The sequence below is a fragment of the Streptomyces sp. NPDC016640 genome (genome assembly GCF_043076215.1).
Lineage (GTDB): Bacteria > Actinomycetota > Actinomycetes > Streptomycetales > Streptomycetaceae > Streptomyces.
Genome location: NZ_JBIBRG010000018.1, coordinates 48,501 through 71,346, shown reverse-complemented (window position 1 = coordinate 71,346; position 22,846 = coordinate 48,501). Strand labels below are relative to the sequence as shown.

Sequence of the window (22,846 nt, the reverse complement as noted above, 5' to 3'; positions counted from 1 at the left end):
CGGCGGATCACAGCTTCCCGCCCCGCCCGCCGTCGCGCCGGGGCGGCGCGATGAGCGTCGACAGGTACGGCAGCGGCGCCCCGTCCAGCTCCGCGGCCGGCCGGACCGACTCCTCCGGCAGCCCGAGCGCCGACCCCCACACCGCGTCACCGATCCGCCCGGTCTCCCGCAGCGCCTCGGCGACCTCACCCGCCTGCCGCCCGAACTTGTACGCGACGACGGTCCCGGGCCCGGCGAGGGCGTCCTTGAGCACGGCGGCGCCCGCGGTCACCGGTACCAGCGTCAGCGGCTCGGTCCCCTCGGTCAGCACGGCCCCGGAACGCGCCGCCAGATCCTGCATGGCGGTGATCCCCGGCACGGTCTCCACGACCGTCCCCGGCACCGACGCCGCGACGGTCTGCGCGAGATAGGTGAACGTCGAGTACACGTTGGGGTCCCCGATCGTCGCGAAGGCGACGGAGCCGTGCTCCCGCAGCAGCCCGGCGACCCGCTCACCGGCCGCGTCCCAGGCGGCCTCGCGCCGGGACCGGTCGGTGCGCTCGTTCAGCGCGAACACCACCCGCACGACCTTCTCCGCGGGCACGTAGTGCAGCACCGTCGCCTCGGCCCGCCCCCGCTCCCCGGTGTCCATCACGGGGACGACGACGACCTCCGCGGCGCGCAGCGCGTTGACGCCCTTCACGGTCACCAGCTCGGGATCCCCGGGACCCACCCCGACTCCGACCAGCCTGCTGCTCATGACGTCCGGCACCTCTCCACGAACCGACGGGCGACACCGGGCTCCGACGCCCAGTGCGTGTGCAGATAGCTCGCGTGCACACCGCGTTGTACAAAACCCTCGAGACGCCGCTCGGGCGTCCGCACCCCCCAGGCGGGAGCGGCTCCCGCCCCCGGCTCGACGACCGTCCGGTGGAACTCGTGGCCCCGCATCCGCGTCCCGGCGGCGGCCAGCGCGCTGTCGGTCACGGCCACGGCGTCCCGGTAGCCGAGGGTGAGCCGCTCGGCCATCCGCGCGCAGGCGTCCAGCACCCCGCACATCGGCATGCCGTCCAGCTCCCGGCACAGGTAGAGCAGTCCGGCACACTCGGCGGCCACGGGAGCACCGTCGGCGGCAAGTGAGGCGACGGCCTTCCGCAGCGGCTCGTTGGCGGACAGCTCGGCGGCGTACACCTCGGGGAACCCGCCCCCGACGACCACTCCCCGTGTCCCCTCGGGCAGTTCCTCGTCCCGCAGCGGATCGAAGACGACGACCTCGGCCCCGGCGGCGGTCAGCAACTCGGCGTGCTCGGCATAGGAGAACGTGAACGCGGGCCCGCCGGCGACGGCGACGACCAGCCCGTCCGGCGCTTGCGGACACGGCCCGTCCAGGACCGGAGCGGGGCCCGGGGCCGCGGCCCCCGGCCCAGGGGAGGGAAGGGACGGCGGCGGCGAGGAGGCCAGAGCCCCACCCGCGTCCCAGGCCGCGTCCGGCAACGGACCCGCACCCCGCGCCAGGGCGGCCAACGCCTCCAGGTCACACCCGGCGGCCACCTGCGCGGCCATCGCGGCGACCGCGTCCACGGCCGCGGCCCGCCGCTCGGCGACCGGCACCAGCCCCAGGTGCCGCGACGGCGTCTCCACCTGCGCCGCCCGCCGCAGCACTCCCAGCACCGGCACGCCCGCCGACTCCAGCGCCTCCCGCAGCAGCGCCTCGTGCCGGTCCGAGGCGACCTTGTTCAGGATCACGCCCCCGACCCGCACCTCCGGGTCCCAGCCCACGAACCCGTGCACCAGCGCCGCCACCGACCGCGACTGCGACGACGCGTCGACGACCAGCACCACCGGCGCCCGCAACAGCTTCGCCACCTGCGCGGTGGACGCCAGTTCGCCCTCCCCGGCGGCTCCGTCGTACAGCCCCATCACACCCTCGACCACGGCGATGTCGCACCCGCGCGCGCCGTGCGCGAACAGCGGACCGACCAGCTCGGGCCCGCACAGATACGCGTCGAGGTTGCGCCCCACCCGCCCGGTGGCGAGCGCGTGGTACCCGGGGTCGATGTAGTCCGGGCCCACCTTGTGCGGGGACACGGTGAGCCCCCGCGCGGTGAGCGCGGCCATCAGCCCGGTCGCCACGGTGGTCTTGCCGCTGCCCGAGGAGGGCGCGGCGACGACCAGCCGGGGCACGGACGGGGACGAGGTCACCACTCGATGCCCCTCTGCCCCTTCTGCCCGGTGTCCATGGGGTGCTTGACCTTGGACATGTCGGTCACCAGGTCGGCGTACTCGACCAGTTTCCCCGGCGCGTTCCGCCCGGTGATCACCACATGCTGGGTGCCCGGCCGGTCCCTCAGCACGGACACCACCTCGTCGGTGTCCACCCACCCCCAGTGCATCGGGTAGGCGAACTCGTCGAGCACGTACAGCCGGTACGTCTCGGCGGCCAGGTCGCGCTTGACCTGCTCCCAGCCCTCCCGGGCCTTCTCCTCGTTGGTCGAGTTGTCACCCTGGAGACCGCGCTGGACCCAGGACCAGCCCTCGCCCATCTTGTGCCAGTCGACGCTGCCGCCCTCGCCGGAGGCGCCGAGGACCCGCAGGGCGTTCTCCTCGCCGACCTTCCACTTGGCCGACTTGACGAACTGGAACACCCCGATCGGCCACCCCTGGTTCCAGGCCCGCAGCGCCAGCCCGAAAGCGGCCGTCGACTTGCCCTTCCCCACGCCCGTGTGCACGACGACCAGCGGACGATTGCGCCGCTGACGCGTCGTCAGGCCGTCGTCCGGTACGACACTCGGCTGTCCCTGCGGCACTACGCGGCCCTCCTCGACGTTCCCTGCACATCCCTGACCAGCCCGGCGATCGAGTCGGCCCGCAGCTCGTCCAGGGTCACCGCGCTGCCGCCCAGCTCACCGGCCAGCCGCCCGGCGAGCCCCAGCCGCACCGGCCCCGACTCGCAGTCCACGACCACCGAGGCCACGCCCCCGGCCGCGAACAGCCGCGCCGCGCGCCCGGCGAGCGCCACCGGCTCCGGACCGCCCGTGGCCCGCCCGTCCGTCACCACGACGACCAGCGGACGCCGCGCGGAATCCCGCAGCCGCTCCACCCGCAGCACGTCGTGCGCCTTGAGCAGCCCGGCCGCCAGTGGGGTCCGCCCACCGGTCGGCAGCGACTCCAGCCGGACCGCGGCCGCGTCCACCGACGACGTCGGCGGCAGCGCCACATCGGCCGCCGACCCCCGGAAGGTCACCAGCCCCACCTTGTCCCGCCGCTGGTAGGCGTCCAGCAGCAGCGACAGCACGGCACCCTTCACGGCACTCATCCGCTGCCGGGCCGCCATCGATCCGGAGGCGTCCACGACGAACAGCACGAGGTTCGACTCGCGCCCCTCACGGGTGGCCTGCCGCAGATCGTCCCGGCGCACCACCAGGCCCGGTCCGGACCGTCCCCGCGCCCGCTGGTGCGGTGCCGCGGCCTGGATGGTCGCCGCCAGGTGCAGCCTGGTCAGGGCGCCGCTCGGCCGGCGCGCGCCCGTCGTCCGCCCGTGCTCGGTCCGCGCCCGGGACCGCCGCCCGGCGGCCCCCTCGCCGATCCCGGGCACGCTCAGCACCCTGGTGCGGAACGGCTCGACGGCGCCCACGGGGGGCCGCTCACCGGAGCCGGCCCCCGCGGGCCGCGACTCCCCGGACTCCCCGGACTCCCCGGAGTCCCGGGAGTCCCCGGACTCCTCGCCCGGCCCGGCCTCGGGCGCCGTCCCCGGGTCACCGCCCTCGGGGCCGTCGGCGGGCGGCTGCCCGCCGCCACCCCCCGGCCCGTCCGGATCGGTGTCCGGGTCGTCGTCGTCCCCGAACTGCTCCAGCGTCTCGTCGAGCTTGTCCTGGTCCAGCCCGGGCGCGTCGAACGGATTGCGCCGCCGCCGGTGCGGCAGCGCCAGCAGCGCCGCCTGCCGCACGTCCTCGGCGAGCACCTCCGTCCGCCCCGCCCACGCGGCCAGCGCGGTCGCCGTGCGCGCCATCACGATGTCGGCCCGCATGCCGTCGACCTCGAAGGCGGCACAGGTCGCCGCGATCTGCCGCAGCGCCCCGTCCCCGAGGCGCACCGACGGCAGCAGCTCCCGCGCCGCCACGATCCGCGCCCGTACGGCGGCCTCCTCGTCGGCCCACCGCGCGGCGAAGGCGTCGGGATCGTCGTCGTGGGCGAGCCGCCGCCGGACCACCTCGACCCGCTGGTCCGGTTCCCGCGAGGCGGACACCTCCACGGTGAGCCCGAAGCGGTCCAGCAATTGCGGACGCAACTCCCCTTCCTCGGGATTCATGGTCCCGACGAGCAGGAAACGGGCCGCGTGACGCACGGAGACGCCTTCGCGCTCCACGTACGAGGCGCCCATCGCCGCCGCGTCCAGCAGCAGGTCGACCAGGTGGTCGTGGAGGAGATTGACCTCGTCGACGTACAGGATCCCGCGGTGCGCGTCGGCGAGCAGCCCCGGCTCGAACGCCTTCACACCCTCGGCGAGCGCCCGCTCGATGTCGAGCGCGCCGACCAGCCGGTCCTCGGAGGCGCCGACGGGCAGCTCGACCATCCGCGCGGGCCGCGCGGTCCCGCCCCCGGGCTCGTGCGGACCGTCCGGGCACCCGGGGTCCGGAGACGAGGGATCGCAGGAGAACCGGCAGCCGGGCACCACGGCCACCTCCGGCAGCAGCGCCGACAGGGCGCGCACCGCGGTGGACTTCGCCGTGCCCTTCTCGCCGCGCACCAGCACACCGCCGACCATCGGCGAGACGGCGTTCAGCAGCAGCGCGAGCCGCAGGTCGTCCTGACCGACGACGGCCGTGAACGGAAAGGGGGTGGTCACTGGTCGTCGCCCTCCAGATCGCCTTCGAGTTCCAGGTAGGTGGCGCGCAGCCGCTCCAGCGTGTCCGCGTCAGGCTCCGCCCACAGACCGCGGTCGGCCGCCTCCAGCAGCCGTTCGGTGATGCCGCGCAGCGCCCAGGGGTTGGACTTCTTCATGAAGTCCCTGTTCTCGGCGTCGAAGACGTACTCCGCGCTGAGCTTCTCGTACATCCAGTCGTCCACGACCCCGGCGGTGGCGTCGTACCCGAAGAGGTAGTCCACGGTCGCGGCCATCTCGAAGGCGCCCTTGTAGCCGTGCCGCCGCATCGCCGCCATCCAGCGCGGGTTGACCACCCGGGCCCGGAAGACCCGGTGCGTCTCCTCGCCCAGCGTCCGCGTCTTCACCTGGTCGGGGGTCGCCGAGTCGCCGACGTACGCCTCCGGGCTCGCGCCCGTCAGGTGCCGCACCATGGCGACCATGCCGCCGTGGTACTGGAAGTAGTCGTCCGCGTCGACGAGGTCGTGCTCGCGGGTGTCGACGTTCTTCGCCGCCACCGCGATCCGCCGGAACGCCGTCTCCATGTCCCCGCGCGCCGCCCGCCCGTCGAGCCCGCGCCCGTAGGCGTAGCCGCCCCACACCGCGTACACCTCGGCGAGGTCGGCGTCGGAGCGCCAGTTCCGGGCGTCGATCAGCGGCAGCAGACCGGCGCCGTACGCGCCCGGCTTCGAGCCGAAGATGCGGGCCGTGGCCCGCCGCCGGTCGCCGTGCGAGGCCGCGTCCTCGTCCACGTGGGCCCGTACGTAGTTGGACTCGGCGGGCTCGGCCAGCTCCGCCACCGCCCGCACCGCGTCGTCGATCAGCCCGACCACGTGCGGGAACGCGTCCCGGAAGAACCCGGAGATGCGGACCGTCACGTCGATGCGCGGCCGGCCCAGCTCCTCGAGCCCGACCACCTCGAAACCGGTCACCCGGCGCGAGGCGTCGTCCCACACCGGGCGGCAGCCCAGCAGCGCCAGGATCTCGGCGATGTCGTCGCCCTGGGTGCGCATCGCGGACGTGCCCCACACCGTCAGGCCGACCGACTTCGGGTACTCGCCGGTGTCCTGCAGGTACCGCTGGACCAGCGAGTCGGCGAGCGACTGCCCGACCTCCCAGCTCAGCCGGGACGGGATCGCCTTCGGGTCCACGGAGTAGAAGTTCCGCCCGGTCGGCAGCACGTTGACCAGGCCGCGCGTGGGCGAGCCCGAGGGTCCCGCCGGGACGTAACCGCCGTCCAGCGCCCGCAGGATGTGCCCGATCTCGTCGGTGGTACGGGCCAGCCGGGGCACGACCTCGTCACACGCGAACCGCAGCACGGCCACCGCGTCCGGGAGTTCGGTGCCCAGCACCTCCCGCACCAGCGAGGGAACCGAGCCGGCCGTCCAGCCGCGCTCCTCCATGCCCTCCGCGAACCGCCGGCACAGCTGCTCCAGCAGGTCGATGGCGTCGGCGCCGGTGCGTGCCGGCCCGTCCACCAGGTCCGTCAGCTCCACCGGCACCTTCACCGGCGCGCCCGGCTCGGCCAGCAGTTCCTTCTCCACCAGCCCGAAGTGCCCGGCCAGCGCGGCCCGCAGGCCCGGCAGCGCGTTCGCCTGCCCGCCCCACACCTGCGAGGCGCGCAGCACCGCCAGGACGAGGTTCACGCGCGGCTCGCCGACCGGGCCGCCGCCGAGGATGTGCAGGCCGTCCCTGATCTGCACGTCCTTGATCTCGCACAGGTAGCCGTCGATGTGCATGACGAACTCGTCGAAGGCGTCGTCGTCCGGCTGGTCGTCGACATGCAGGTCGTGATGGAGCTCGGCCGCTTTCACCAGCGTCCAGATCTGCGCGCGCACCGCCGGCGCCTTCGCCGGGTCCAGGTCGGAGACGAGGGCGTACTCGTCGAGGAGCTGCTCCAGCTTCGCCAGGTCGCCGTAGGTGTCGGCGCGGGCCATCGGCGGCACCAGGTGGTCGACCACGGTCGCGTGCCCGCGCCGCTTGGCCTGGGTGCCCTCGCCGGGGTCGTTGACGATGAACGGGTAGATCAGCGGCAGGTCGCCGAGGACCGCGTCCGGCGCGCAGCCGCCCGACAGGCCCAGCCCCTTGCCCGGCAGCCACTCCATCGTGCCGTGCTTGCCCATGTGCACGATCGCGTCCGCGCCGAAACCGTTCTCCAGCCACCGGTAGGCCGCCATGTAGTGGTGGGAGGGCGGCATGTCGGGGTCGTGGTAGATCGCGATCGGGTTCTCGCCGAAGCCGCGCGGCGGCTGGATCATGACGACGACGTTCCCGAACTGCAGGGACGCGAGCACGATGTCGTCGCCGTCGACGTACAGCGAGCCCGGCGGCTCGCCCCACGCCTGCGTCATGGCGTCCCGCAGCTGCGGGTCCAGCTTCTCGAACCAGGCCCGGTAGTCGGCCAGCGGCACCCGCGCGGGGGCGGCGGCCAGCTGGTCCTCGGTCAGCCACTCCACGTCGTGCCCGCCGGCCTCGATCAGCCGGTGGATCAGCTCGTCGCCGCCGGACGGGTACTCGGTGAGCGAGTACCCCGCGTCCCGCAGCGCGTCCAGCACCCGCACCGCCGAGGCCGGGGTGTCGAGCCCCACCGCGTTGCCGACGCGCGAGTGCTTCGTCGGGTACGCGGTGAAGACCAGCGCGAGCCTCTTCTCCGCGTTCGGCTTGTGCTTGAGCCGGGCGTGCCGTACGGCGATCCCGGCCACCCGCGCGGCCCGCTCCGGGTCGGCGACGTACACCGGGACGTCGTCCGGGCCCTGCTCCTTGAAGGAGAACGGGACCGTGATCAGCCGCCCGTCGAACTCCGGGATGGCGACCTGCATCGCGGCGTCCATGGGGGACAGGGCGGCGTCGGACTCCTCCCAGGCGGCGCGCGAGGAGGTGAGGCACAGCCCCTGCAGCACCGGCACGTCGAGGTCGGCGAGCGCCCCGATGTCCCAGGCCTCCTCGTCGCCGCCGGCCGACGCCTGCGAGGCGTGCGTGCCGCCGGCCGCGAGCACGGTGGCGACCAGGGCGTCGGCCCGGCCCAGGATCTCGTACAGGCCCTCCTGCGCGTCGCGCAGCGAACCGCAGTACACGGGGAGGGCGTTGGCCCCGTGGGCCTCGACGGCGTCGCACAGGGTGTCCACGAAGGCGGTGTTGCCGCTCAGCTCGTGCGCCCGGTAGAAGAGCACGCCGACGGTGGGCCGGCCCTCGGCCGCCGCCCGCTCCCCGTGCACCCCGTACTCGGGCATCTTCCTCGGCTCGAGGAACCCCTCGCCGGTCAGCAGCACCGTGTCCGACAGAAAGCGGGCCAGCTCGGTGAGGTTGTCCGGGCCGCCCTCGACGAGGTACCGCAGCGCCTCCGCCACGACACCGGCCGGAACCGTCGACTCGGCCATCAGTTCCGCGTCCGGCACGGCCTCACCGCCGAGCAGCACGGTCGGGACCCCGGACGCCTTCAGCGCGGCGAGTCCGTCCTCCCAGGCCCGCTTGCCGCCGAGCAGACGTACGACGGCGAGGTCCGCGCCGTCGAGCAGCGCGGGCAGTTCGTCCGCGACGTCCACGCGGGTGGGGTTGCCGATCCGGTAGGAGGCACCGGTGGCGGCACGGGCCGCCAGCAGATCGGTGTCGGCGGTCGACAACAACAACACAGTGCTCATACGGGCGCTCCCGGTGGAATGAAAGGCAGTCCTTGCGGCGCGCCCGACTCGATGAGCCGCCACAGCGCGTCGGTGTCCGCGTGCTGTTCGATCAGGTCGCCGAGCCGGTCGAGCTGCTCCTCGCGCAGCGCGGCGAACGAGGTGCCGGGGGCCGGCACGAAGCGGCGCCCCGCGGCGGCGGCCACCTCGCGCAGGAAGGCCCGCCGGAATCCGTCCGACTCCAGCGAGCCGTGCCAGTGCGTGCCCCAGGTCTGGCCGACCCGGCAGCCGTCCAGGAAGGGCTCTCCCCCGAGGACCTCGGCGAGGCCGTGATGGATCTCGTACCCCTCGACCCGTTCCCCGAGGGCTTCGCCCTCCGGCCGGGTGAGGGTCTTCTCGCGGGCGAACCGCACCCGCACGGGCAGCAGTCCGAGCCCGTCGACCCGTCCCCGCCGGCTCTCCACGTCGTCCTCGATCCGCTCGCCGAGGATCTGGAAGCCGCCGCAGATCCCGAGCACGGGCCGGCCCTCGGCCGCCCGCCGCAGCAGCGCGTCCGCGAGTCCGCGCTCCCGCAGCCACTCCAGGGCGCGCACGGTCCCGCGGGTCCCCGGCACGACCACCAGGTCGGCGTCGGACAGTTCCTCGGGCCGGTCCACGAACCGCACCACGACACCCGGTTCGGCGGCGAGCGCGTCCACATCCGTGAAGTTGGACATCAGCGGCACCGCGCACACGGCGACCCGCAGCACGTCCTCGCCGACCGGCGCGGCCACCACGGACTCCCGTACGGCACCGCGCAGCGACACGCGGAGTCCGTCCTCCTCGTCGATGCCGAGGCCGTGCCGGAAGGGCAGCACGCCGTACGTCCGCCGTCCGGTCAGGCCGTGCAGCATCTCCAGGCCCGGCTCCAGCAGCGACACGTCACCCCGGAACTTGTTCACCAGGAACCCGGCGACCAGTTCCTGGTCCTGCCGGGACAGCAGGGCGACGGTACCGAAGAACGACGCGAAGACGCCGCCCCGGTCGATGTCACCGACGACGAGCACGGGGAGCCCGGCGTTCCTGGCGATGCCCATGTTCACGATGTCCGTCCGCCGCAGGTTGATCTCGGCCGGGCTGCCGGCCCCCTCACAGATCACCGCGTCATACGTGCCCCGCAATTGCTCCAGGCACTCCAACACCGTTGCCAGCAAATGCTGTTGGCGTCCTCCGTGGTAGCCGCGCGCGCTCATCTCGCCGACCGGTCTGCCCATCAGGACGACCTGGCTGGACTGCTCGCCGCCCGGTTTGAGCAGCACCGGGTTCATCAGCGCGGCCGGCTCCACCCGGCAGGCCTGGGCCTGCATGGCCTGGGCCCGCCCGATCTCGGCGCCCTCCCGGGTCACGAAGGAGTTCAGCGACATGTTCTGCGCCTTGAACGGCGCGACCCTGACCCCCTGCCGCACCAGCCACCGGCAGATCCCGGCGGTCACCACGCTCTTGCCGGCGTCCGAGGTGGTCCCGGCGACGAGCAGACCTCCACCGCTCATGAGGTACGTCCCTTCACGACGAGCCGCGCGACGGCCCCGGCCCCGAGCGCGAGCCAGCCGACCCGCCGCGAGAGCCGTACCGCCCGGTCGATGTCGGCCACGGCCACGGCACGGCCGCCGCCGTTGAGCACGGGCCGGTGCTCGACCCGCCCGCCGTAGGAGAGCGTGCCGCCGAGCCGCACGCCGAGGGCGCCCGCGAAGGACGCCTCCACGGGCCCGGCGTTGGGGCTCGGGTGCTTCGCCGCGTCCGCGCGCCACGCCCGTACGGCGCCCCGCGGGTCGGGCCCGCAGAGCGCGGCGAGTACGGCGGTCAGCCGTGCCCCGGGCCAGCCGGCGACGTCGTCGAGGCGGGCGGAGGCCCAGCCGTAGCGGCGGTAGCGGGGGGACTTGTGGCCGACCATCGCGTCCAGCGTGTTGACGGCGCGGAACCCGAGCAGCCCCGGCACCCCGGTGACGGCGCCCCACACCAGGGCACCCACCACGGCGTCGGAGGTGTTCTCGGCGACGGACTCGACCACCGCGCGGGCGATCCCGTCGGCGTCCAGGGCCTGCGGATCCCGGCCGCACAGGTGCGGCAGCCGCGCCCGGGCGGCCTCGACGTCCCCGGCCTCCAGGGCCCGCCCGACGGCCCGCGCCTCACGGGCCAGCGAGGTGCCGCCGACGACGGCCCAGGTGGCGGCACCGGTCAGGGCGACGGAGGCGGCGGGGGAGGAGCGTACGCAGCGGGCGGCGAGGCCCCCCAGCGCGACGGCCCCGCCGACGCACACGGCGGTGTGCACGGCGCCCCGGCCCCGGTCGTCCCGCCACAGCACCCGCTCCACGGCGGCCGCGGCCCGCCCGAACGCGGCGACCGGATGCCCGCGGCGGGGATCGCCGAGGAGCAGGTCGCCGAGGAGGCCGGCGGCGGCGCCGTACGCGAAGACGCGATCGGCACCCATGGGTTCAGCCGGCCGGGCGTCCGCCGGGAACGGCCCCGGGACGGGACGGGGCTCGGCTGGTCGACCTCAACAGGCTGCCGCGCATGGCGATGGGTCCTCACTCAGGGTGTCCGCGCCCTGATTCGACGAGACCGGCGGTGAGAGTTCCTGGCTCCCGGGGTGGTGACCCCGGTGACAGTGGCGGGACCGCGCCGGACTCGCACCGGCTTCCTCTCCTGCCGCCGTAATGGCTGAGGCAGTCCACCACGGCCCCGGAAGAGCCGTCAACCTGGCGTTGACCTGCGAGGCTGAAGTGTGCCGAGGCCCACAGGAGGTTCCGGTGGGTGAACCGCGTGTGCCGGGTTCGTGCGCACGAGCGGGCGGTGCGGGGCCGGGGCTCCCGCACCGCCCGCTCGGACGGTGACGATCCGTGACGAGGATCAGGCCACGATCAGGTAGATGCCGTAGGCCACCGCCGCCGCGCACGCCGCGAAGCAGGCGTAGGCGCCGGTGACCGCCAGGGTGGCGGACCGGCCCTCGGCGGCGGCCCGCTCCTGGCGGGACAGGCCGTTGATGCCCAGGGTGAACAGGGCCACCAGGACCACGGTGGCCACGAGGCTGACGCCGAAGACGGAGCCGAGGGCCGCCCAGTCGATCTTCATGGTGCTCTTCTTCCTTCGTGCCGGGACGCGGTCAGACGGCGGTCCTGGCCGGCGGGGCGGCCGGGTCGGTGGACGAGGGGGCCGGGATGGTGGCGGCGAGCTCCTCCGGCACGGTGCCGACCGGGGGCGGGGTCACCGCGGCGATGGCCTGGGTCACCACGCCGGGCTGCTCCTCGCCGGGGACGCCGTGGTCGTTGACGTTGGTGTGGTCGACGACCTCGCGCCGGGACAGCTTCCAGATCGCCGCGCTGGAGGCGATCAGGAAGACGGCCACGAGGGCGGTGCCCCAGGAGCCGAAGCCGCAGACCCACTCGGCGACCGCCGCGACCAGGGCCGCCGCCGGCAGCGTCAGGCCCCAGGCGACGAACATCCGGGTGGCCGTCGACCAGCGGACCACGCCGCCCTTGCGGCCCAGGCCCGCGCCCATCACGGAGCCGGAGACGGAGTGCGTGGTGGACAGCGAGAAGCCGAGGTGCGAGGAGGCCAGGATGACCGTCGCGGCGCTGGTCTGGGCGGCGAAGCCCTGCTGCGGCCGGAGGTCGGTCAGGCCCTTGCCCATGGTACGGATGATGCGCCAGCCGCCGAGGTAGGTGCCGAGCGCGATGGCGACGCCCGCGGAGAGGATGACCCACAGGGGCGGGTCGGAGTCGGGGGCGAGGGTGCCGCCGGCGACCAGGGCGAGGGTGATGATGCCCATCGTCTTCTGGGCGTCGTTGGTGCCGTGGGCCAGCGAGACCAGGCCGGCGGAGGCGATCTGCCCGGCGCGGTAGCCCTTCTCGGAGGCCTTGCCGTCGGCCTTCCTGCCCAGGCGGTAGGTGAGGCGGGTGGCGATCATCGCGGCGAGGCCGGCCACCAGCGGGGCGGCGATCGCGGGGATCAGGACCTTGGTGACGAGGACGTCGCCGTGCACCGCGCCGAACCCGGCGGAGGCGACGGTGGCGCCGATCAGCCCGCCCATCAGGGCGTGCGAGGAACTGGACGGCAGACCGACCAGCCAGGTCAGGAGATTCCAGAGGATCGCGCCGACCAGTGCGGCGAAGATGACCTCGGGACGGATGCCGGCCTCGTCGACGAGGCCCTTGGAGATCGTGTTGGCGACCTCCACCGAGAGGAAGGCGCCCACGAGGTTCAGCACGGCGGACATGGCCACCGCGACCTTGGGCTTGAGCGCACCGGTCGAAATGGTCGTCGCCATCGCGTTCGCGGTGTCGTGGAAACCGTTCGTGAAATCGAACGCGAGTGCGGTTACCACCACAATCGCGAGGATCAGCGAGAAGCTTTCCATTTACCCAGGCAATCGTTCGAGGTCATTGGCTGGTTGAACGTAGGTAACCAGGATGAACGGAAGATGAACTGGAATGGGCATCGCGGTGACCGTAAGAGGGGGCGGCTGCTCCGCCGGATGGCGGGGCCGCCGCCGTGTCGCGCGGGCGGCCCCGTGACAGGGCCCCGGGCGCCCCCGGCGAACGTCTTCGGCCGGTCGGGTGGGCCGGTGAAGAGATTTCGGTCACTGGGGAGCGTGCCGCCGTCGTCGTACCGGACGGCCGGCGATCCCCCGCAGGGAACCGCCGGAGGACGACGTGCGCGGACCCGCGCCCTCGCGGAGGGTCGGCTTCCGGCCCGGCGGTGCCCCCGGCCCGTCGCGCGCCGGGGGCGCGCCTGGCAGGATCGCGGCATGACCGGGCAGCGAGGGGACGGGCGGGAAGCGGGGGGCGCCGGGGACGGCGTCCGGGACGCGGGGGAGCCGCGGGGGAGGCCTGTGCGCGAGGAGGAGGCGCGCGCCTGGGAGGAACTCGTCGGGACCGCGCGCCGGACCGTCGCCGACGGGCTCGTCGTCGGTACCTCCGGCAACGTCTCGGTGCGGGTCGGCGACACCGTCCTGGTCACGCCGTCGGGAGTGCCGTACGACCGGCTGGGGCCCAGGGACGTGACCGGCGTCGACCTCGCCGGCCGGCAGGTCCTCGGCGGCCTCGTCCCGACCAGCGAGCTGCCCATGCACCTCGCCGTCTACCGCACGACCGGCGCGCGCGCCGTGGTGCACACCCACGCGGTGCACGCGACGGCCGTCTCCACGCTCGTCGACGAGCTGCCGCTGATCCACTACATGGCCGCGGCGCTGGGCGGCCCCGTCCGGGTCGCCCGCTATGCGACGTACGGCACCGACGAGTTGGCCGAGAACATGCTCCGCGCCCTGGACGGCCGCACCGGCTGCCTCCTGCAGAACCACGGCACCGTCACCCACGGCACGACCCTCGCCCAAGCCTACGACCGCACGGCCCAGCTGGAGTGGATGTGCCGGGTCTGGCTGACCGCGTCCTCGGTCCCGGCGCTGTCCCCCCGTCTCCTGACCGTGGACCAGGTGGCGGAGGCCGGCGAACGCCTGCGGGGGTACGGCCGGCGGGACTGAGGGCCGGGTCCGGGCGCCGCGTCCACTGGCCGGGTGCGCCTTCCGACCGGACACTGGGAGCGTGCGCACTGCCAGAGCGACGGCCGCCGCCGTCACCGCCGTCATGGGAGCCGGCGCCGCCGCGGTGGCCGCCGGCCGGTTCGCCAGCGACGCCGCCCTCAGGATGCCCCCGGGCGAGCCCCTGCCCACCGAACCCAGGCTCACCGTCCACGCCACCGCGGCCGGCCGGATCAGCCTCACCCGGGATTTCGCCGCGCTGCGGCCCGGCCACTACGGACTCGCCGGCGACGGCTTCCACGCGGTCGTCGGTCCCGTGCAGACCGCGCCCCCGGACCCCGCCGACACCGTCGTACGCCGCCTGGAACGCGTCACCTACGGCACCCCGGGGCCCGGCGACCGCGCCTGGCTCACCCCGGACCTGTACGCCGGCGACCCGTCCGCCGCCCTCGGCCTGGACCACACCGACCTCGACGTCCCCGGCGAACTCGGCCCCCTGCCCGCCTGGTTCGTCCCGGGCGCCCGGGACACCTGGGTGATCGTCGCGCACGGCCTCGGCACCACCCGGGAACACACCATGAACCTCATGGAGTTCCTGCACCGCCACCGCTTCCCGGTGCTCGCCCCCGCCCACCGGGGCGACCCGGGCGCACCGCGTTCCCCGGACGGCCTCAACCACCTCGGCGAGACCGAGTGGCGCGATCTCGACGCGGCGCTCCACCACGCGGTGCGCTCCGGCGCCCGGCAGGCGGTCCTGTACGGCTGGTCCACCGGCGCGACCATGGCGCTGCGCGTCGCCGCCCGCTCCGCGGTGCGCGCCCACGTCGCCGGGCTCGTCCTGGACTCCCCGGTGCTCGACTGGGAGGCCACCCTGCGCGCCCTCGCCGCGGCCGGCCGCGTCCCGGGCCTGCTGCTGCCGCTCGCGGTCCGCGCCGCCCAGGGCCGCACGGGCCTGTACGGCGACCGCGCGCCCGGCGCCGTCCAGCTGGACCGCGTCGCCGTCCCCACGCAGATCTTCCACGGCCCCGGCGACGCGGTGGCCCCCTGGCGGTACTCCCGCCGCCTCGCCGCCGCCCACCCGAACACCATCACCCTGCACACCGTCACCGACGCCCCGCACGCGGCCATGTGGAACGCCGACCCGCACACCTACGAGGAGGTCCTGCGGCGCTTCCTCACCCCCCTGATGTGACGGTGGCGCGCACGGATCACCAGCCGGGGCCGAGGATTCCGTTTACGGCCGTACCACTGGCCTGATTCCCTCCCTCCGACCGGATCCGGGCCCGGGGCGCGGACCGCCCCCGGGCCCTCGTCCGCATTCCGTTTGGGTTTTCGGACCGTCAACAGGAAGACTGCACCCGTGACGTCCCGTATCCCGCGCGACTCCAGGCTCCGACTCGTCCGCCCGCGACCCCTGGCCGCCGCCCCCACAGCGATCAACCAGAGGCGGCCGCGCCGTCCCGCGCCCCGCCCCCCGGAGGGCACCCCCGCACCGGCGGAGCTGGCCAGAATGGCGCGCTCCGGGCTGGCCGCCGCGGCCCGCGTCGCCCGCTGGGCCGACTCCGCCCTCGGCCCCGGCGGGGACAGCGCCACCACCGACGGCAAGGCCACCCTCTCCGGCGCGACCGCCGAACGGGCGGCCGCCGATCTGGGTCTGACCCCCGCTCAGGTCCGCGCCGACTGGGACACCGCCCGTCTGGCCGGCCTCATCGAGGTGCACGGCGACAGCGCCCGTCCCGGCTGGCGGCTGCGCGCCTGGAACCGTGACGACAGCGCCGTGCTGCGCGGCTGGGTCGCCCTGTGCGACGCCTGGTCGCTGGCCCATCCGGAACCCGCGGAGTACGAGCCCGCCGCCGTCGCCGAGGTGGTGACGGCCATGCCGCAGGTGCTCTCCTTCCTCCAGCTGTCCGCCGGCCCGGTCCCGGTGCCGCAGCTCCTCGACCTCCTGCGGCAACGCGTCGTCGAACTCCGCACGGAGCGCTGCGAGGTCGAGTACGCGCCACAGCCCGAAGCGGCGGACGCCGAAGCCTCCGGCGCCGGGGTGCCGGAGGCCGGCGTCCCGCGGTCCGACGGCCCGGTCGAGCGCCCGCGCCCCGCCCCCGCGGGGCCGGCCGCCGCCGACGCCCCGCTCGAACCGCTGCTCGACTGGGCCCTGCGCGCCCTCGCCTCCGTCGGCGCCCTCACCTACGGCGAGGGGCAGGCCACGCTCACCCCGCTCGGAAGCTGGGCGGTGTGGGTCAAGCTGGAGCAGATCTGCGTCGCCGCCCAGAGCCCCGCCGGGAACATCGAGCAGGGCGCCGAGGACATGCTGCGCGGCTGCGCCCAGCTGCGCCCCAACGCCGCCCGCGCCGAATACCGCGCCTGGCTGGCCGCCCGCCCGGTCGGCAGCGCCGTCACCGAGCTGATCGCCGCCGCCCGCGGCGAGGACGCCCTGCTGCGCGGCCTCGCCTTCGAGGCGCTGCGCGTGGTCGGTGCCCCCGCCGAGCCCGAGGTCCGCGCCGTCCTCGACGAACCGACGCTGCGGCCCTACGCCCTGCTGTGGCTCGCCGAGCACGACGGTGCCGACCCCGAGGACGCCCACGAGGTCCTCACCCGCCAGGAGGCGACCTGGCTGTGGGTGGACACCGCGGCCGCCGTCGCCGACCACGGCGAGGCCCCGCTGCTCGTGCGGCACCTGGAGTCCGCGGTGCAGCCGACCGTCCCCGCGCTGCTCAACGAGGTGCGCGCGGTCGGTCACCCGCGCACCGTGCAGGTCCTGGTCGCGCTCGCCGCCGCGCACCCCGACCCGGCCCTGGCCAAGGCCGTCCGCCGGGCCGCCTTCCAGGTGCACACCGGCAGCTGAACCGTCAGCCGGGCCCCGGGCCCGGGCCCTCCGGTCCCGAGGGCGTAAGCGCCGGAGCTCCGCGCGGCGCCCCCGGGGTCCCGGGCCGTGCGGCCCCGGCGACCGCTTCCCCGTGCGCCGTGGCCGGGGACCGCGTTCGGACAATCCGCTTGCACGGCCCCGTTAGAATGGCTGCCATGGCCATTCTCCTCGCGCATTAACGGCGGGAACGCCCTCAGCCGCCCAGCCCGCCACCAACCCGCCCAGGAGTCTGTCCGTGATCTCCGCCTCCGGCATCGAGCTGCGCGCCGGTGCCCGCGTCCTCATCGAAAGCGCCACCTTCCGCGTCGCCAAGGGCGACCGCATCGGCCTCGTCGGCCGCAACGGCGCCGGCAAGACCACCCTCACCAAGGTCCTCGCCGGCCAGGGCATCCCCGCCGGCGGCACCGTCACCCGCTCCGGCGAGGTCGGCTACCTCCCCCAGGACCCCCGCACCGGCGACCTCGACGTCCTCGCCCGCGACCGCATCCTCTCCGCGCGCGGCCTGGACGCACTGCTGCGCAAGATGCGCGAGAACGAGCAGCGCATCGCGAACGGCCAGGGCTCCACCCGGGAGAAGGCGCTCAGGCAGTACGAGCGCCAGGAGACCGAGTTCCTCACCAAGGGCGGTTACGCCGCCGAGGCCGAGGCCGCCACCATCGCCGCCGCGCTGAACCTGCCCGACCGCGTGCTCGGCCAGCCGCTGCACACCCTCTCCGGCGGTCAGCGCCGCCGCGTCGAACTGGCCAGGATCCTCTTCTCCGACGCGGACACCCTGCTGCTGGACGAGCCGACCAACCACCTCGACGCCGACTCGATCGTCTGGCTGCGCGACTACCTGAAGACCTACCGCGGCGGCTTCATCGTGATCTCCCACGACGTCGACCTGGTCGAGACGGTCGTCAACAAGGTGTTCTACCTCGACGCCAACCGCGCCACCATCGACGTCTACAACATGGGCTGGAAGCTCTACCAGCAGCAGCGCGAGGCCGACGAGAAGCGCCGCAAGCGCGAACGGCAGAACGCCGAGAAGAAGGCGGCCGCCCTCAACTCCCAGGCCGACAAGATGCGGGCCAAGGCCACCAAGACGGTCGCCGCGCAGAACATGGCACGCCGCGCGGAGAAGCTGCTGGCCGGCCTCGAGGAGGTCCGCCAGTCCGACAAGGTCGCCAAGCTGCGCTTCCCCGATCCCTCGCCCTGCGGCAAGACCCCGCTGATGGCCGAGGGCCTGTCGAAGTCGTACGGCTCGCTGGAGATCTTCACCGACGTCGACCTGGCCATCGACAAGGGCTCCCGGGTGGTCATCCTCGGCCTCAACGGCGCCGGCAAGACCACCCTGCTGCGCCTGCTCGGCGGAGCGGAACAGCCCGACACCGGCAGGGTCGTCCCGGGCCACGGCCTCAAGCTCGGCTACTACGCCCAGGAGCACGAGACCCTGGACCCCGACCGCACGGTGCTGGAGAACATGCGCTCCGCCGCGCCCGACATGGACCTCGTCGAGGTCCGCAAGGTGCTCGGCTCGTTCCTGTTCTCCGGCGACGACGTCGACAAGCCGGCCGGTGTCCTCTCCGGCGGCGAGAAGACCCGTCTGGCGCTCGCGACCCTCGTGGTCTCCTCGGCGAACGTGCTGCTGCTCGACGAGCCCACCAACAACCTCGACCCGGCCAGCAGGGAGGAGATCCTCGGCGCCCTGCGCACCTACAAGGGCGCGGTCGTCCTGGTGACCCACGACGAGGGCGCCGTCGAGGCGCTCCAGCCGGAGCGGATCATCCTGCTGCCGGACGGCATCGAGGACCTGTGGGGCTCCGACTACGCGGACCTGGTCGCCCTGGCCTGAGCCCGCGGCGGGCAGCCCGCCGCGGGCAGCCCCGGACCCGAAACGGTCATCCCGGGGCCGGAAGCGGTCAGCGGGGGGTGGCCGAAGGCGTGATCCACCGCGTATGGATCATTCGGCCCATCGGTGATCCGTCATTCGTGTGAGATCTCCTCATACCGACGTGTGTCCTACACGAGTTGCGCGGCCGAGCCCCTGCCACACCGGGGCTCGGCCGTCGCTCGTCTCTGACCTGGCATTTCTCCGAGGAACCCGTTCGGGGGTACCGGCGGTACATGCTGGAATGACGAATTCCACATGTGGGGACGCGCTCCTGTCGTCACAACCTTGTCTCACCGACCTTGCCGAATGGGTGGCCATGAGGGCCTGGAGGGGTGATCATGAGGGGACCAGAGCGCACTTCCCATGAGGAGGCACGGGTGGCCGAGACTCTGAAGAAGGGCAGCCGGGTGACCGGCGCCGCGCGCGACAAGCTCGCGGCAGACCTGAAGAAGAAGTACGACGCCGGTGCGAGCATCCGGGCATTGGCCGAGGAGACCGGCCGCTCGTATGGCTTCGTGCACCGCATGCTCAGCGAATCGGGCGTCACACTGCGAGGGCGAGGCGGGGCGACACGGGGCAAAAAAGCCCCCGCGGCCTGACCCCGGGCGCCCCGCGGTCCCGATGGTGGCCACCCGGTCGGCCGACTGACCGGCCGGGTGGTTACTGTGCAGTCACTTGGATGACCGCACCCATCGGAGGCGCCCCATGGCCACGCCCGCCCAGGACCTCGGTCCGGTACTCGACAAGGACGGCGTACGGCTCACCGTCGACGACGCGATCGCCACGGTCACGCTGACCAACCCGGCCAAGCGCAACGCGCAGAACTTCGCTCTGTGGCGGGCGCTGACCGAGGCGGGCCGGCTGCTGCCCGGCTCCGTCCGGGTCGTGGTGCTGCGCGGCGAGGGCAAGTCCTTCTCCGCCGGACTCGACCGGCAGGCGTTCACGCCCGAGGGCTTCGACGGCGAACCGTCGTTCGCCGAGCTCGCGCGCGGCAACGACGCCGAGCTGGACGCGACCATCGCCCGGTACCAGGAAGCGTTCACCTGGTGGGGGCGCAGCGACATCGTGTCCGTCGCGGCCGTCCAGGGACACGCCATCGGGGCCGGTTTCCAGCTGGCGCTCGCCTGCGACCTGCGTGTCGTCGCGGACGATGTGCAGTTCGCCATGCGCGAGACCAGCCTCGGCCTGGTCCCCGACCTCACCGGCACACATCCCCTCGTCGGGCTCGTCGGCTACGCCCGCGCTCTGGAGATCTGCGCGACCGGGCGTTTCGTCGCCGCCGAGGAGGCCGTGAACACCGGCCTGGCCAACCTCGCCGTGCCCGCGGCCGAACTGGACGCGGCGGTCCGGGACCTCGCCGCGGCCCTGCTGGCCGCACCCCGCGACGCCGTGATCGAGACCAAGGCCCTCCTGCGCGGCGCCCGGGACCGCACCTTCGAGGAGCAGCGCGCCGCCGAGCGCGCGGCCCAGGCCCGCCGCCTGCGCGACCTGGCCGGCCTCGGCGAATAGGGCACGGCGAACAGGACACGGCCGCGGTCCGCGGGAGCGCGGCGACCGGCCGCCGGCCGGTCGAGCCCGCTCAGTCGAACGCCGTGACCAGTACGGCCACCGTGGGACGGTCCGGCAGCGAAGCCGCCACCGCCGAGCGGACCGCCCGGGCCACGTCCAGGGCCCGGTGGTCCGCACGGACCGCCAGGTCCACCCGGGCGTGGCGGTGGGGGAGCGAGGCCGCGGGCGGCCCCGCGGTCAGGCGGACCGGGCGGCCCGGCGCGCCCGTCAGACGGATCACCCCGGGCACGGCGAGCGCCGCGGCCGCGGCCCGGCCCTCCTCGGTGTCACCGGGCTCCGGGAGCGTCCCGGGTTCCGGGACCGCCTCGGGCGCCGCGTCCTGACGCGGCGCGGCCGGCGCACCCGGCGGCCGCGCGTCCAGCAGCTCCGTCACCCGCAGATCCACCTCCGTGACCGCCAGCCCGATCCGTTCCGCCGCGGCCTCAGCCAGCGCCGTGCGCAGCCGGGACGCCGTCACCGGCAGCGGCTGCGCCGCCGTGGCGGCGAACTCCGCGGTCAGCCGCAGCGGCCCCGGCGGCAGCGCGCTCGGCGGCGCCGGTACGGCGGGCTCGTCCGCCCCCTCCGGGTCGGCGAGCCCGATCCGCAGACCGTCCAGGCGCACGCCGGGCGCATCTCGCGCCACCGCACGCCGCAGAGCGGCCTCCGCGGCCCGCTCCGCGATCCACGCGCCGTCGCGCGCTCCTCCCAGGGGCAGGATCCTGCCCAGCCCCACCTGCTGCCGTACCGCTCGGGTCCATCGGTCCGTCGTCATTCCTCCAGCCTGCCGTATCCCTGGCGCGGTTTCGGGCAACCGCGCATACCGTGGTCGAAAGAGGACGATCGAAGGGATGTACGGCAATGACCGACATGACCGGAGGAGGCCCGGAAAGGGCCACCGATCCCGAGAAGAACCTCTTGGAGACCTCCCCCCGCAGGAGCCAGGGGACCCGGCGCGGCGGCGGCGACCCCGGCGCCCGCGGCCGCACCACCATCGCCGACGGCGTCGTGGAGAAGATCGCCGGGTTGGCCGCGCGGGACGTGCTCGGCGTGCACGCCATGGGCGGCGGACTGTCCCGGACCCTCGGCGCCGTGCGCGACCGGGTGCCCGGAGGCTCGAAGACGGTGACGCGCGGCGTGAAGGTCGAGGTCGGCGAGGTGCAGACGGCGCTCGACCTGGAGATCGTCGTCGACTACGGAGTGTCCATCTCCGACGTCGCCAGGGACGTACGGGAGAACGTCATCGCGGCGGTCGAGCGGATGACCGGACTGGAAGTGGTCGAGGTCAACATCGCGGTGAGCGACGTGAAGCTGCCCGACGAAGAGGAAGAGGAGCCGGAGACCCGGCTCCAGTGAGGCTCACCGAGCGGAGGAGCGCATCATGAACACGGCCCTGGTCGGCATGATCGCCGGCATCGTACTGGGCTTCGCCGGGTACTTCGGCGGATTCTGGGCCTTCCTGCTGGTGGCGGCCCTGGGCGCGGTCGGCTTCGTCGTCGGGCGGTTCCTCGAGGGGGACCTGGAGCCCGGCGACTTCTTCCGCTCCCGCGGCGAACGGCGGCGGTGACGACGATGAGCACGGCGGCCGCCGGGCCGGGCCGGGGCCCGGCCGCCGTCGCGCCGGGCGAGCGCGGGGCGACCAGGATCGCCGACCGGGTGGTCGCCAAGATCGCCGCGCTGGCCGCCCGCGAGGTGACCGGCCCGCTGCCGGAGGGCGCCGCGCCGCCCTACGCCACGGTGCTCGTCCGCAACGGCGCCGCCCGGGTCAGGGTGCACATCGAGCTCGGCTACCCCGACGACATCGGCGGCCGGTGCGGACTGGTCCGGCGCCGGGTGGCCGACCGGGTGCGCGCCCTGACGGGCCTGCGGGTGCCGGAGGTCGTCGTCCAGGTGGAACGGCTGCACCTGACGGAGGCGTCCGGCGCGGCGCGAGGGAGGACCGGATGAGCCCGTCCCGGCGCACCGGGTCCACGGACGCCCCCGTCCCGGGCACGGTCGCCGAGCAGACCCCGCCGCCCGTACCGGACGCCGCGGCCGGTGGAACCGGCGGGCACCGGCGCCTCTGGTCGGCCCGCCGGGTGCCCGCGGGCCTGCTCACCCTGGCGGTCCTGGTGGTCGCGGGCGCGTTCCTGTACGACATCGCCGCGGTGCGCGCCCACCGGACCGCGGCGGGCTGGCGCCGCGGGCTGGCCCGGCAGCTGGCCGAACGGCCCCTGGACGACGTCTGGGTGCTGGCCGGCGCCGCCGTCGCCGCCGTGCTCGGACTCTGGCTGCTGTTCCTCGCCCTGACACCCGGTCTGCGTTCCCTGCTCCCGATGCGCCGCACCCGTCCCGACGTCCGCGCGGTACTCCACCGGGACGCCGCCGCGACGGTGCTGCGCGACCGGGCCCTGGAAGTGGCCGGGGTGCAGGCGGTGCGGGTCCGGGTGACCCGTACCCGGGCCGACGTCCGCGCCGTGTCCCACTTCCGCGCACTGGACGACGTACGGGCCGACCTGGCCGCCGTGCTCGACGACGCGGTCCGGGGGCTGGGCCTGGCCCGGCCGCCCGCGCTGTCGCTGCGCGTGCGGCGCCCCGGCCGGAAGGGGAGGTAGCG

The 22,846-nt window shown here is 74.5% G+C and carries 20 protein-coding genes and 1 riboswitch; of the genes, 10 read left to right on the top strand and 10 right to left on the bottom strand.

The features are described 5' to 3' along the window. Positions 1–7: 7 nt before the first annotated feature. The 9 genes from cobI to ACF07S_RS29670 form a co-directional block, all read right to left on the bottom strand. Positions 8–739, bottom strand: a complete 732-nt coding sequence (gene cobI, locus ACF07S_RS29710; RefSeq protein WP_391966516.1) for a precorrin-2 C(20)-methyltransferase — start codon at positions 737–739, stop codon at positions 8–10. Further along, on the bottom strand, positions 736–2,184 hold the full coding sequence (locus ACF07S_RS29705; protein ID WP_391975602.1) for a cobyrinate a,c-diamide synthase: 1,449 nt from the start codon (positions 2,182–2,184) through the stop codon (positions 736–738). The genes cobI and ACF07S_RS29705 overlap by 4 nt, the downstream gene beginning before the upstream one ends. Then, a complete protein-coding gene (gene cobO, locus ACF07S_RS29700) occupies positions 2,178–2,786 on the bottom strand; it encodes a cob(I)yrinic acid a,c-diamide adenosyltransferase (protein WP_391966514.1) in 609 nt (202 codons plus the stop codon). The genes ACF07S_RS29705 and cobO overlap by 7 nt, the downstream gene beginning before the upstream one ends. Beyond that, entirely contained in the window at positions 2,786–4,825 is a 2,040-nt protein-coding gene (locus tag ACF07S_RS29695; RefSeq protein WP_391975601.1) for a putative cobaltochelatase, read from the bottom strand. Before ACF07S_RS29695 ends, cobO begins: the two co-directional genes overlap by 1 nt. Further along, on the bottom strand, positions 4,822–8,478 hold the full coding sequence (cobN, locus tag ACF07S_RS29690) for a cobaltochelatase subunit CobN (RefSeq protein ID WP_391975600.1): 3,657 nt from the start codon (positions 8,476–8,478) through the stop codon (positions 4,822–4,824). The genes ACF07S_RS29695 and cobN overlap by 4 nt, the downstream gene beginning before the upstream one ends. Beyond that, positions 8,475–9,986 (bottom strand): cobyric acid synthase, encoded by a 1,512-nt coding sequence (locus ACF07S_RS29685; RefSeq protein WP_391966511.1) that lies wholly within the window; start codon positions 9,984–9,986, stop codon positions 8,475–8,477. Before ACF07S_RS29685 ends, cobN begins: the two co-directional genes overlap by 4 nt. Continuing rightward, positions 9,983–10,924, bottom strand: a complete 942-nt coding sequence (locus ACF07S_RS29680) for a cobalamin biosynthesis protein (protein ID WP_391975599.1) — start codon at positions 10,922–10,924, stop codon at positions 9,983–9,985. The genes ACF07S_RS29685 and ACF07S_RS29680 overlap by 4 nt, the downstream gene beginning before the upstream one ends. Positions 10,925–11,042: 118 nt before the next feature. Next, positions 11,043–11,184: riboswitch (cobalamin riboswitch) on the bottom strand. Between the two features lie 159 nt (positions 11,185–11,343). Beyond that, complete coding sequence (locus ACF07S_RS29675) at positions 11,344–11,565, bottom strand: hypothetical protein (protein ID WP_391966509.1); 222 nt, start codon at positions 11,563–11,565, stop codon at positions 11,344–11,346. 31 nt (positions 11,566–11,596) lie between these two features. Beyond that, positions 11,597–12,850: an anion permease gene (locus ACF07S_RS29670; protein ID WP_391966508.1), complete on the bottom strand. Its 1,254-nt coding sequence runs from the start codon at positions 12,848–12,850 to the stop codon at positions 11,597–11,599. A gap of 390 nt (positions 12,851–13,240) precedes the next feature. Here ACF07S_RS29670 and ACF07S_RS29665 point away from each other — a divergent pair, with 390 nt between their 5' ends. The 6 genes from ACF07S_RS29665 to ACF07S_RS29640 all read left to right on the top strand — a co-directional run bounded on the left by ACF07S_RS29665 (position 13,241) and on the right by ACF07S_RS29640 (position 20,214). Beyond that, positions 13,241–13,972 carry a class II aldolase/adducin family protein gene (locus ACF07S_RS29665; protein WP_391975598.1) on the top strand — a complete coding sequence of 244 codons (732 nt, stop codon included), beginning with the start codon at positions 13,241–13,243 and terminating at the stop codon, positions 13,970–13,972. Positions 13,973–14,033: 61 nt separating this feature from the next. Then, a complete protein-coding gene (locus ACF07S_RS29660) occupies positions 14,034–15,161 on the top strand; it encodes an alpha/beta hydrolase (RefSeq protein ID WP_391966506.1) in 1,128 nt (375 codons plus the stop codon). Between the two features lie 168 nt (positions 15,162–15,329). Then, positions 15,330–16,811 (top strand): hypothetical protein, encoded by a 1,482-nt coding sequence (locus ACF07S_RS29655; RefSeq protein ID WP_391966505.1) that lies wholly within the window; start codon positions 15,330–15,332, stop codon positions 16,809–16,811. 256 nt (positions 16,812–17,067) lie between these two features. Continuing rightward, entirely contained in the window at positions 17,068–18,666 is a 1,599-nt protein-coding gene (gene abc-f, locus ACF07S_RS29650) for a ribosomal protection-like ABC-F family protein (protein WP_391966504.1), read from the top strand. A 416-nt stretch (positions 18,667–19,082) separates the two neighbouring features. Then, positions 19,083–19,304, top strand: coding sequence for a helix-turn-helix domain-containing protein (locus tag ACF07S_RS29645; protein WP_391966503.1), 222 nt, complete (start codon positions 19,083–19,085; stop codon positions 19,302–19,304). 106 nt (positions 19,305–19,410) lie between these two features. Beyond that, a complete protein-coding gene (locus tag ACF07S_RS29640; RefSeq protein ID WP_391966502.1) occupies positions 19,411–20,214 on the top strand; it encodes an enoyl-CoA hydratase/isomerase family protein in 804 nt (267 codons plus the stop codon). Positions 20,215–20,284: 70 nt separating this feature from the next. On the opposite strand, the gene ACF07S_RS29635 is transcribed toward ACF07S_RS29640, so the two are convergent. Further along, a complete protein-coding gene (locus tag ACF07S_RS29635; protein WP_391975597.1) occupies positions 20,285–21,025 on the bottom strand; it encodes a nucleopolyhedrovirus P10 family protein in 741 nt (246 codons plus the stop codon). 86 nt (positions 21,026–21,111) lie between these two features. Between ACF07S_RS29635 and ACF07S_RS29630 the strand changes: the two genes are divergently transcribed. The 4 genes from ACF07S_RS29630 to ACF07S_RS29615 are packed head-to-tail and all read left to right on the top strand — an operon-like array spanning position 21,112 to position 22,844. Continuing rightward, the gene (locus ACF07S_RS29630) at positions 21,112–21,606 is read left to right on the top strand and encodes an Asp23/Gls24 family envelope stress response protein (RefSeq protein ID WP_391966500.1); all 495 of its coding nucleotides are present in this window, start codon (positions 21,112–21,114) and stop codon (positions 21,604–21,606) included. A 25-nt stretch (positions 21,607–21,631) separates the two neighbouring features. Then, entirely contained in the window at positions 21,632–21,817 is a 186-nt protein-coding gene (locus ACF07S_RS29625) for a hypothetical protein (RefSeq protein WP_391966499.1), read from the top strand. A 5-nt stretch (positions 21,818–21,822) separates the two neighbouring features. Beyond that, positions 21,823–22,197, top strand: coding sequence for a hypothetical protein (locus ACF07S_RS29620; RefSeq protein ID WP_391966498.1), 375 nt, complete (start codon positions 21,823–21,825; stop codon positions 22,195–22,197). After that, positions 22,194–22,844 (top strand): DUF6286 domain-containing protein, encoded by a 651-nt coding sequence (locus tag ACF07S_RS29615; RefSeq protein ID WP_391966497.1) that lies wholly within the window; start codon positions 22,194–22,196, stop codon positions 22,842–22,844. The genes ACF07S_RS29620 and ACF07S_RS29615 overlap by 4 nt, the downstream gene beginning before the upstream one ends. Positions 22,845–22,846: the final 2 nt, after the last annotated feature.

Coding starts and splice junctions, on each gene's coding strand:
- cobI (WP_391966516.1), bottom strand. CDS start 739: ATGAGCAGCAGGCTGGTCGGAGTCGGGGTGGGTCCCGGGGATCCCGAG.
- cobN (WP_391975600.1), bottom strand. CDS start 8,478: ATGAGCACTGTGTTGTTGTTGTCGACCGCCGACACCGATCTGCTGGCG.
- ACF07S_RS29685 (WP_391966511.1), bottom strand. CDS start 9,986: ATGAGCGGTGGAGGTCTGCTCGTCGCCGGGACCACCTCGGACGCCGGC.
- ACF07S_RS29680 (WP_391975599.1), bottom strand. CDS start 10,924: ATGGGTGCCGATCGCGTCTTCGCGTACGGCGCCGCCGCCGGCCTCCTC.
- ACF07S_RS29675 (WP_391966509.1), bottom strand. CDS start 11,565: ATGAAGATCGACTGGGCGGCCCTCGGCTCCGTCTTCGGCGTCAGCCTC.
- ACF07S_RS29670 (WP_391966508.1), bottom strand. CDS start 12,850: ATGGAAAGCTTCTCGCTGATCCTCGCGATTGTGGTGGTAACCGCACTC.
- ACF07S_RS29665 (WP_391975598.1), top strand. CDS start 13,241: ATGACCGGGCAGCGAGGGGACGGGCGGGAAGCGGGGGGCGCCGGGGAC.
- ACF07S_RS29640 (WP_391966502.1), top strand. CDS start 19,411: ATGGCCACGCCCGCCCAGGACCTCGGTCCGGTACTCGACAAGGACGGC.
- ACF07S_RS29635 (WP_391975597.1), bottom strand. CDS start 21,025: ATGACGACGGACCGATGGACCCGAGCGGTACGGCAGCAGGTGGGGCTG.
- ACF07S_RS29630 (WP_391966500.1), top strand. CDS start 21,112: ATGACCGACATGACCGGAGGAGGCCCGGAAAGGGCCACCGATCCCGAG.
- ACF07S_RS29625 (WP_391966499.1), top strand. CDS start 21,632: ATGAACACGGCCCTGGTCGGCATGATCGCCGGCATCGTACTGGGCTTC.
- ACF07S_RS29620 (WP_391966498.1), top strand. CDS start 21,823: ATGAGCACGGCGGCCGCCGGGCCGGGCCGGGGCCCGGCCGCCGTCGCG.
- ACF07S_RS29615 (WP_391966497.1), top strand. CDS start 22,194: ATGAGCCCGTCCCGGCGCACCGGGTCCACGGACGCCCCCGTCCCGGGC.